The sequence below is a fragment of the Chitinophagales bacterium genome (assembly GCA_040877935.1).
Classification (GTDB): Bacteria; Bacteroidota; Bacteroidia; order Chitinophagales; family CAIOSU01; genus JBBDNB01.
Window position 1 is genome coordinate 26,357 of the sequence record JBBDNB010000046.1, and the last position, 10,097, is coordinate 36,453.

Annotated in this window: 11 protein-coding genes; 7 read left to right on the forward strand and 4 right to left on the reverse strand. The window is 39.4% G+C overall.

What is annotated here, in order from left to right:
• Window positions 1-5: 5 nt before the first annotated feature.
• From WD048_12820 to trmB, 5 genes are all read left to right on the forward strand, one after another.
• Window positions 6-728 (forward strand): glycosyltransferase family 2 protein, encoded by a 723-nt coding sequence (locus tag WD048_12820; GenBank protein ID MEX0813093.1) that lies wholly within the window; start codon window positions 6-8, stop codon window positions 726-728.
• 62 nt (window positions 729-790) lie between these two features.
• Window positions 791-2,392 carry an L-aspartate oxidase gene (gene nadB, locus WD048_12825; protein MEX0813094.1) on the forward strand — a complete coding sequence of 534 codons (1,602 nt, stop codon included), beginning with the start codon at window positions 791-793 and terminating at the stop codon, window positions 2,390-2,392.
• Window positions 2,393-2,617: 225 nt separating this feature from the next.
• A complete protein-coding gene (locus WD048_12830) occupies window positions 2,618-3,532 on the forward strand; it encodes a TIGR01777 family oxidoreductase (GenBank protein ID MEX0813095.1) in 915 nt (304 codons plus the stop codon).
• A 109-nt stretch (window positions 3,533-3,641) separates the two neighbouring features.
• Window positions 3,642-5,456, forward strand: a complete 1,815-nt coding sequence (locus WD048_12835) for an alkaline phosphatase D family protein (protein MEX0813096.1) — start codon at window positions 3,642-3,644, stop codon at window positions 5,454-5,456.
• A 45-nt stretch (window positions 5,457-5,501) separates the two neighbouring features.
• Window positions 5,502-6,194, forward strand: a complete 693-nt coding sequence (gene trmB, locus WD048_12840) for a tRNA (guanosine(46)-N7)-methyltransferase TrmB (GenBank protein ID MEX0813097.1) — start codon at window positions 5,502-5,504, stop codon at window positions 6,192-6,194.
• Here trmB and WD048_12845 read toward each other — a convergent pair.
• Window positions 6,174-6,749, reverse strand: coding sequence for a hypothetical protein (locus WD048_12845; GenBank protein ID MEX0813098.1), 576 nt, complete (start codon window positions 6,747-6,749; stop codon window positions 6,174-6,176). The genes trmB and WD048_12845 overlap by 21 nt on opposite strands.
• Before the next feature lie 82 nt (window positions 6,750-6,831).
• Here WD048_12845 and WD048_12850 point away from each other — a divergent pair, with 82 nt between their 5' ends.
• A complete protein-coding gene (locus WD048_12850) occupies window positions 6,832-7,170 on the forward strand; it encodes an MGMT family protein (GenBank protein ID MEX0813099.1) in 339 nt (112 codons plus the stop codon).
• 389 nt (window positions 7,171-7,559) lie between these two features.
• Here WD048_12850 and WD048_12855 read toward each other — a convergent pair whose 3' ends face one another.
• The 3 genes from WD048_12855 to WD048_12865 form a co-directional block, all read right to left on the reverse strand.
• A complete protein-coding gene (locus WD048_12855; GenBank protein ID MEX0813100.1) occupies window positions 7,560-7,787 on the reverse strand; it encodes a HepT-like ribonuclease domain-containing protein in 228 nt (75 codons plus the stop codon).
• 1 nt (window position 7,788) lies between these two features.
• Window positions 7,789-8,076, reverse strand: coding sequence for a nucleotidyltransferase family protein (locus WD048_12860; protein MEX0813101.1), 288 nt, complete (start codon window positions 8,074-8,076; stop codon window positions 7,789-7,791).
• 74 nt (window positions 8,077-8,150) lie between these two features.
• Window positions 8,151-9,125 carry a polyprenyl synthetase family protein gene (locus WD048_12865; protein ID MEX0813102.1) on the reverse strand — a complete coding sequence of 325 codons (975 nt, stop codon included), beginning with the start codon at window positions 9,123-9,125 and terminating at the stop codon, window positions 8,151-8,153.
• Between the two features lie 64 nt (window positions 9,126-9,189).
• Here WD048_12865 and WD048_12870 point away from each other — a divergent pair, with 64 nt between their 5' ends.
• Complete coding sequence (locus tag WD048_12870; GenBank protein ID MEX0813103.1) at window positions 9,190-10,038, forward strand: prolyl oligopeptidase family serine peptidase; 849 nt, start codon at window positions 9,190-9,192, stop codon at window positions 10,036-10,038.
• The last annotated feature ends 59 nt before the right edge of the window (window positions 10,039-10,097 follow it).

Consider the following 10,097-nt stretch of genomic DNA (forward strand, 5'->3'; position numbering starts at 1 on the left):
TATAAATGTCCAATCGTTTACTTTCAGTACTGGTACCTGTTTTTAATGAAGAACGTATTGTGAAAGAGGCCTTAAATCAAATTCTCGAAGTGCAACTTATCGACAATACCCAAATGGAAATCATAGTGGTGGATGATGGTTCTTCTGATAAAACTGTTTTGGAAATTGAAGCATTGCTTGCTGAAAAACCTAATTCCGCTATTCGGCTTATCCAACATGGAATCAACAAAGGAAAAGGAGCTGCATTGCACACGGGAATAAAAGTAGCCAAAGGCGATTATATAGTGGTCCAGGATGCCGATATGGAATACGACCCAAACGAATTTAACATCTTGCTGGCACCTGTTATCAATGGCCGTGCTGATGTGGTTTTTGGATCGCGCTTTATAGGTGGAAACCCGCATAGAATTTTATTTTTCTGGCATTCCCTGGGGAATAAATGGCTTACATTTTTGTCAAATGCCTTTACTAACCTGAACCTTACTGATATGGAAACTTGCTATAAGCTTTTCCGTGCCGATATTTTAAAAAGCCTGGATCTGAAAGAAAAACGCTTTGGTTTTGAACCGGAAGTTACTGCCAAAATGGCCAGGATACCTGAAATACGTGTTTATGAAGTAGGGATTTCCTATTACGGAAGAACCTATGCTGAAGGAAAAAAAATCAACTGGAAAGATGGCTTCAGGGCAATCTATTGCATATTGAAATATGGTTTGCTGAAAGCTTAAGCAAAAGGAGATTTAGAGATGCTACTTCATGTATCTTTACACTTAATATCAAAACATAAGCAATGGCTCAAAGTGCAGATTTTTTAATTGTAGGTTCGGGAATAGCCGGGCTTACAATGGCTTTGAAATTTTCTGAAAAATTTCCGGATAAAAGCATTAAAGTCATTACCAAAGCTGATGAAGACGAATCGAATACCAAATACGCACAGGGTGGTGTAGCTGTTGTTTCAGACTTTGACCACGACAGCTTTAAAAAGCACATAGAAGACACACTTAATGCTGGAGATGGCTTGTGTGACAAAGCTGTTGTGGAGCAGGTGATTAAAAATGGCCCGGCACGTATCCGCGAAATCATTGAATGGGGCACTGAATTTGACAAAGATGAAAGCGGAGCATATCACCTCGGAAAAGAAGGCGGACATACCGAAAACAGAGTTTTGCATCATAAAGATGTAACGGGTAAAGAAATTGAAAGAGCACTGCTTGCAAAAGTCCATGCCTCGGATAACATTGAGGTCTACCAGCATCATTTTGTGCTCGACCTGATCACACAGCACCACACTGGCAGTATAGTTACAAGAGTTACAGATGGCATTACCTGCTTTGGTGTTTATGTTTTAAACACGCAAAGTAAAAAGGTAGAGCGCATTCTCTCTAAATTAACGGTTTTGGCCAGTGGTGGAGTAGGACAGGTCTATAAAAGCACCACCAATCCCTCAATAGCCACTGGCGATGGTTTGGCTATGTTGTACCGTGCAAAAGGACGGGTGGAAAATATGGAGTTCATCCAGTTTCACCCCACCTCGCTATACAATCCGGGCGAATCGCCATCCTTTTTGATTACCGAGGCTGTAAGAGGAGCTGGAGCAAAATTGAGGGATATCTCCGGCAGGGAATTTATGTACGATTATGACAAAAGAGGCGCTCTTGCACCAAGGGATATTGTAGCACGGGCGATTGATAATGAACTGAAGAAAAGCGGGGAAGAATTTGTCTATCTCGATGCCACTGAAATTCCAAATGAAACATTCAGAAATCACTTCCCAAATATTTACAACAAATGTTGCGATCTGGGAATTGACGTGTCTAAAGAAGGCATTCCCGTGGTGCCCGCAGCGCATTATTCCTGTGGTGGAATTAAGGTCAATGAAAAGGGGGAAACCTCTATTGAAAACCTCTACGCCTGTGGAGAGTGTGCTAGTACAGGTCTGCATGGCGCAAATCGCCTGGCTTCAAATTCATTGCTGGAAGCTCTGGTTTATGCGCATTTGATTTATGAAAATGCAGTTAGCAAAATTGACTACATTTCGCTAAATACCGGCATCCCCGAGTGGGATGCAGCCGGCACAACAGAACCTGGAGAACTGGTACTGATCACGCAAAGCCTAAAAGAACTCAGGGATATTATGAGCAGCTATGTGGGCATAGTAAGATCAAATGTGCGGTTAAAAAGAGCCCTCGATCGCCTTTACCTCTTATATACCGAAACAGAAGAACTTTACGAAAATGCCATTCTCTCTCCCCAACTCTGTGAATTGCGCAATATGATCACAGTAGCCTATTTGATTTGCCGCTGTTCTTCTATGCGCAGGGAAAGCCGGGGACTGCATTTCACTACGGACTATCCCCAGAAATCCAATCATGCGGAGAATACGCTCTTATAAAGCATTGCTTAAATTTTTTGCCATAAAAAATAATTAATGGCGGTAAACAATACTCGGTGCAATCAATTTGTATATTGGATCAAAGTTGAAATTGACTAAAAATAAGTCATAAAATAAAAAACTGATGGCTATGGAGCATTTCATTTATCATAATCAGTGAACTGAATTGTAGCGAATTACTCCTGCTGACAAAAGTGATATTTTATATTTCTAAACGATATTTTCATGATCAAAAAAATATTAATTACAGGTGGTTCCGGGATGATTGGAATGCGTTTGAGTAAGTTTCTACTCCAAAAAGGTTATCTGGTCAATCACTTAAGCCGCTCTTCTAAAAATTACGATTCTGATATAGGCATATATCATTGGGATGTCAAAAAAGGTCAAATAGAAAACGAAGCCATTCTTTCAGCAGATTGTATTGTGCATTTGGCAGGGGCAGGAATTGCAGACAAACGATGGACTGCATCCCGTAAAAAGGAAATTGTTGAGAGTAGAACCAAAAGTACTGCATTATTGATTGATAAACTCAAGGAGCTCAATCACAAGCCAGAATTGTTTTTATCAATTTCTGCAATTGGCTATTATGGGGCTTGTGGAGATGAATGGGTTGATGAAAACAGTCCTGCAGCTAATGATTTTTTGGCACAAGTATGTGAAAAATGGGAAGCCGCTGCTCATGAAGTTAAAAAACTCAATATCAACTATAATACTATCAGAATTGGAATGGTACTCAGTCCCAATGGCGGAGCGCTAAGAGAAATTGAAAAACCCTTGAAATTCGGTATTGCAGGCTATCTGGGCAATGGCCAACAGTATATGTCATGGATACACATTGAAGATTTGTGCAGGCAGTTTTTACATTGCATAGAAGGAAAAGCCCAGACAAATGAAACTTATAATGCAGTAGCACCTAATCCCGAACGCAATATTGATTTTACAAGCAAATTATCTAAGGCAATTGGGAAAGGTATTTTGATGCCCACACCGGGATTTGCCATAAAATTAATGCTCGGGGAAATGGCAAATATGGTTTTGACCGGTCAGCGTGTGAGTTGCAAAAAAATTCAATCTACCGGTTTTGAATATAAATACCCCGATTTGAAAACAGCCTTGGAAGATATCTATTCAAAAAACTGAGCCATAGTCTTACACATTTCATAGAATTCAAAAAACTTTAACAAGCCCAAAACTGAATCTCAGGAATTATTCCCCTATTTTTATAGAATAACTTTTAAAGAAATAGATCATGAGAAAATTGTTGTCATTAAGTTTTTTGTTTCTTTTGCATTTCGCTTATGCACAAGACTATAATTCCAACAAACGCCTTTCGGTTGACCCTGCTCTGGTACCCTTTTATCACGGTGTAGCGTCCGGTGATCCACTTAGTGATGCGGTTATTATCTGGACCAGGGTGACTACACAGGATCCTTCAATTACTGTGAATTGGGCCATTGCTACAGATACTTCTATGCAAAACATTGTGAATTCCGGCACTGCCAATTCCAATGCTTCACTGGATTATACCGTTAAAGTGGATGTCACCGGCCTAAACCCTGCCTCAACTTACTATTACCAATTTGAGTACGATGGTGCACATTCACTCATTGGAAGAACCAAAACAGCTCCCAATGCAGCTGTTGATCAATTGCGTTTTGCAGTGGTTTCCTGCTCAAGGTATGAGGACGGTTTTTTCAATGCCTATGAATCCATTGCATGGCACAATGACATTGATGCAGTAATTCATTTGGGCGACTATATTTACGAATATGCTGTGGGTACCACTATAGCAGACAGAGATACATTACAGCCTCCCAATGAAATAATCACCCTGGAAGATTATCGTATTCGTCATGCCCATTATCGATTGGATGAACAGCTAAGACTATTGCAACAGCAGTATGCAATGATTACAACCTGGGACGATCACGAAACGGCCAACAACAGTTGGACTGGTGGAGCCGATAACCATGATCCAGGAACAGAAGGTTCTTGGGCAAACCGAAAAGCTGCCGGGATTCAGGCCTATATGGAATGGTTGCCTGTTCGCCAACCTATGAATAATCTTATTTACAGGGTAATTGAGTATGGCCCGCTTGCGAAAATTATGGTATTGGATACCCGGCTCGAAGGAAGGGACGAGCAGGTAGATGCAACAAACACGCAGGCTATTAATGATACCGCTCGAACTATCCTTGGAAAAGTACAATTCGATTGGCTAAATGACAATTTGAGCAATAGCACTTCCACCTGGAATGTTCTTGCGCAACAGGTTATGATGGCTTCACTGCAGTTTGGCGGTCAAACATTCAATTCAGACCAGTGGGATGGATACAATGCAGACAGAGAAAAACTTTATGCACACATTCTTGATAATAATATAGAAAATGTAGTTGTACTTACCGGTGATATACATACTTCCTGGGCCAATAATTTAGAGAATAATGCAGGTGATAGTGTTGCGGTGGAATTTGTATCCACGAGCATTACTTCAAGTGTGCCAGATTTTCTATCTGGATTGTCAGGTTTTGTACTTAATAATTTTGACCATGTGAAATACGCAAAATTTGACCAGCGGGGTTATAATATACTTACACTTGATTCCAGAAAAGCTCAAACAGATTTTTACTTTATGAATACCATCAGTGAAGTTGATACCGGAAAAGAGATGTTGGCTTCATGGTATGTTCCAAATACAGGAAGACAGCTAAAAGAAGCTACAGGACCGGCTGAATACACAGGTGAGAAAAAACCTTTTGCACCATTGAATCCAAAGCAAACTTCAGTTTCAATTGAAGAGAGAGTGCCACTGACAATACTCGGTGTATATCCCAACCCCGCAGAGACTTATCTACAAATGCAATACTACAGCCCCAATCAGCGCAAAATTCAATTGCAGGTTATTGATTTAAATGGCAGGGTTCTGATCCAGGAAGAAATCAACAGGCATCAGCAAGGTGTCAATTATTTGCAAATGGACATCAGCAAATTGGCAAAAGGTACTTATTGGGTACATTTTAACAATGGAGAAGAAACCTATCAAAAGCAAATCGTGAAATTATAGGCTTTTGCATTAAGGCTATTTTACAAAGCTGATTATTTTTGTGGCATGGGGAATAAGGGGAAGCAGCAGAAGTTCGATGAACTGAATACATTTCAAAATGTATTTCAGAATTTTGATTTCAAAAAGGCCAATTTAATAGGCCACGACAGGTCGGAAGTCAAATTGGCAGGGAAGTGGAACAAAATTTATTTTAAAAATCCCAACCCCATTGTATTGGAACTCGCCTGTGGTAAGGGAGAATACAGCTTGGGGCTGAGCGAACAATTCCCCAATAAAAATTTTATTGGTGTTGACCTCAAAGGCAATCGCATTTGGAAAGGAGCCAAAAAAGGGCTCAAAGAAAAGCGCCAAAATGTGGCCTTTATTAGAAGTAAAATTGAGTTGTTGCCGCATTATTTTGAGTCAGGTGAAGTAGATGAAATCTGGATTATTTTTCCAGATCCTTATCCCCGCAAATCAAATAGAAACAGAAGACTGACTTCCCCGGTATTTCTTGATATTTATAAAAAGGTTTTAAAAAAAGGCGGCACAGTAAACCTGAAAACGGACGATACAGCTCTTTTTGATTATTCCTGCGAAATAGCAGAAGAAATAGGTATGGAAATTCTTGAAAAAGACTTTGATATTTATGCGGGAAACAGAAACACTGAAGGGGCTTTGGCGATAAAAACCTTTTACGAAAAAATTCACCTGGAAGCCGGCAAAAAAATCAAGTACTTAAAATTCGTCCTGCATTAATTCAAAGAGCGCATCCATTTGCTCAAAGGATTTGGCCCCGGTTTTCAGCTCTCCACTGCCATTAAAATTGATGCCATAGGGCTGAAATTCATCCATACATTTTAAAAGCCATTCGGGCGTCCAATCCATTTCTAAAATCACCCGATTGTTTTGGATCAATTTTTTGATTTTATCGGAATGCTCTTGAAATTGTTTTTCTGTAATTGCCAATTGCAAAATATACGGGCTTTTATGATCCTCGTCAATATCGGCTAAAGTGCACTGCAAAATCAATGCGACATTCAGATTTTCCAATTCAGACAATCTGTGTATGAGAATTTTCAGGGTTTGTAAATTCAGCACCGTAATGATTTCCTGGATTTCTGCTTTTCTTTCATTGGCAAACTCCGCTACAATCTCCGGTCCTTCGAGCCAGCCGATGATTTGCTGCGCTTGCATGGGCGCAATGGCATTTTCACTTTCTTGATTGAAATTAAAACCGATTTGACTGGCTGCTTTTGAGCTGAAATAGCGCGCTTCTGTAAGATTGGTGATGTTTCCGGCTTTTATGAGCATTTGATTATTGGTTTATATACCTATTTGTTAATTGTCAAAACAAAGGCTAATTTAATTTCGAAATTAGAAATAAATTCAGCCAATGCCCCCAGAACCCACCTTCTTTGAAAAAGTTTATGACCTGGTACGCCTGGTGCCAAAGGGCAGAGTTACAAGTTATGGTGCTATTGCCAAAGCCATTGGATCGGCAAAATCATCGCGGATGGTGGGCTGGGCAATGAACAATTCACACCGGGAAATACCTCCTGTGCCTGCTCATAGAGTAGTTAACAGAAACGGACTGCTCACTGGGAAAATGCATTTTCGACATCCCGATCAAATGCAGAAACTGTTGGAAAAAGAAGGCGTGAAAGTAGCCGATGATAAGGTGGTGGATTTTAAAAATAAATTCTGGGATCCGCTTATTGAATTGGAATTATAGATTATTTTTTGGCTTCTATTTCTATAATTCTATCTATTTCTTTTTTGTTACCAGGTAAATAGTTGATGGCCACATCCCAAATAATTTCATAGTCAACTCCAAAATATTCATGTGAGATTTTGTTTCTGAGATAATAACCTGAGTTCGATAATTATTTAAGAGCTCAGAAATTCACTAAAACGTAATAGGCAAGGCGCATTTGTGAAGGTCTATCGGGATAAACCAAGCAAATGCAACGCAGCAAATTGCGTTTTATGGATTTCAAATGCCAGAAAACAGCAATCTTCTTCCTGGAAATATCTCAAAATAGCCCGCTATTCCATCAATATTTCCAGTCGAATCTCACTATTTTCTGGCATTCTGAGCAATAAATAATTTCCGAGCTCAGGTTAATACATTTCTTTCCAGGGAATGGAATCATATTTTTCTTTAACTGATTCTGGAAGATTTTTAGAGGCTTTTCCTATTATTTCAAAATTTCTTACTACAGCATCTATAGTTTTATAATCTTTTGAAAAGCCATCAAAATCTAAATCAGAAATGTATTCTGAAATACGAAACATAGATACTTGAATGTCTTCCAGATACATAATATATGAGCGATACTCTTCTTTCAAACTATGCGTAATTTACTTTGCTTAAGATATCCTCTTTCAGTCTTTTTCGCAATGCATTCTTTGTTACTAAGTCAATCTTTTTTCCAAAGGCTTTTTCAAGATATATTTCAAGTGTGAAAAACTTCCATCCGATTGGCTTTTCTAATTCAACAAGCAAATCAATATCGCTTTTTTCTGTAGCCTTATTTTCCAAATAGGAACCAAACAAGCCAATCTCCTTAACAGAATAATCTTTGTTAAGTACTGGCTTTAGTTCTTTTAACTTGCTTAATATTTCATTTTTGGTCATCACCACTCTAATATACAAAGGAGAAATTTAGTTTCGAGTACAAGTTATCTATTCAGTGAGCTTAGGTATAAAAATCACTTCCTCCTATCCACTACATAATTGATTAGATCACCCAGGCTTTTACGGGCAGGGTTATCGGGGAAAGTTTCCAGAATCTCAAAAGCTTCTTTTTTGTATTGGTTCATCTTTTCGATAGTGTATTCGATGCCCCCACTTGCCCTTACAAATTTTATCACTTCATCCACTTTCCGGGGTTTGTCGTTTTCGTTTTTCACTATGTTCTTGATCCTCCTTTTGTCCGAACGATCAGCATTGTTTAGCGCATAAATCAGGGGCAGTGTCATTTTGCGCTCTTTGATGTCAATACCGGTAGGTTTGCCGATTTCGTGTTTCCCGTAATCAAAAAGGTCGTCTTTTATCTGAAAAGCAACACCTACCTTTTCGCCAAAAAGTCTGGCTTTTTCGCATTGTGCTGTGTCGGTAGTAGTTGAAGCAGCTCCGCATTGACATGCAGAAGATATCAGTGAGGCTGTTTTTTTGCTGATGATGTCAAAGTAAATAGATTCTTCAATATCCAACCTGCGTGCTTTTTCCATTTGCAGCAATTCCCCTTCGCTCATATCTTTTACAGCAGCAGACATGATTTTCAACAAATCGAAGTGATCATTATCGATGGAAAGCAACAAGCCTTTGGAAAGAAGATAGTCGCCAACCAATACTGCAATTTTATTTTTCCACAGGGCATTAACCGAAAAAAAACCACGCCTTTTATTGGCATCATCCACCACATCATCGTGCACCAGTGTGGCTGTATGCAAAAGCTCTACAAGTGAGGCTGCGCGGTAGGTTTTGTCGCCTATTTCACCGAAAAGTTTGGCACTCAAAAGAACAAAAAGTGGGCGCAGTTGTTTGCCCTTTCTTTGCACTATATAATAGGTCACGCGATCCAGCAGAGGCACATTACTCCGCATGGATTCTTTGAATTTTTGCTCAAAAATGTTTAATTCCGCATTGACGGGAGCCTTAATTTCCTCCAGTTTGACAGGCATTAATTTATATTTTTGTTAAAGGTAGCTGGATTTCTATAATTTAGCACAAAGCCCAATTGAAATAATGAACATAATAAAAAACTACAGCATTAAAGGTTCAAGAAATAAACCAATACTTCTCGACATTTTTTATGAAGCAAGCAATCTACCACTACCTATAGTTATCTTTTCACATGGGTTTAAAGGGTTTAAAGACTGGGGGCATTTCAACCTGGTAGCCCAGCAAATGGCCGAAGCAGGTTTTCTTTTTGTGAAATTCAATTTCTCCCACAATGGAACTACACCAGAAAAACCGGAAGCCTTTGCTGACCTGGAAGCTTTTGGCCACAATAATTTAAGTACAGAATTGGATGATTTGGAATTGGTCATTGATTTTGTCCTAAACGGCTCTTGGGGTGACCAAAAAATTGATGCCAATGCCCTGAACCTGCTGGGGCACAGCCGGGGTGGCGGTATCAGTATTTTACAGGGCACAAATGATAAAAGGGTAAGCAAACTCTGTACTTGGTCGGCTGTCAGCAGTTTTGATCGTTTTTTCGACAGCTACTTTACAGATGAATGGGAGAAAAATGGGGTAATCTATATTCCTAATTCCAGAACCAAGCAGCAAATGCCACTGTACAAGCAATATTTGGATGATTTAAAAAAGAATGCAGATCGTCTGGATATCCTTGCCACAGCAAAAAAGCTAAAAAAACCCTATCTGATTGTGCACGGAACGGATGACACCACAGTAGATTACCGGAAAGCCAAAGCACTGAAAGAAGCAGCGCCTTGCTCTACATTACTTACGGTTCAGGGCGGCAATCATGTTTTTGGAGCCAAGCATCCCTACAAATCAAAGGATCTGCCTATTCAGGCTCAGCAAGTTTTGACCGAAACGATTAAGTTTTTTAGGAAATCAGCAGGTTGAATTTGGTGGTTTATTTAATAACCTGAGTTCTGATATTATTTATTGCTCAGAGCTTTTAA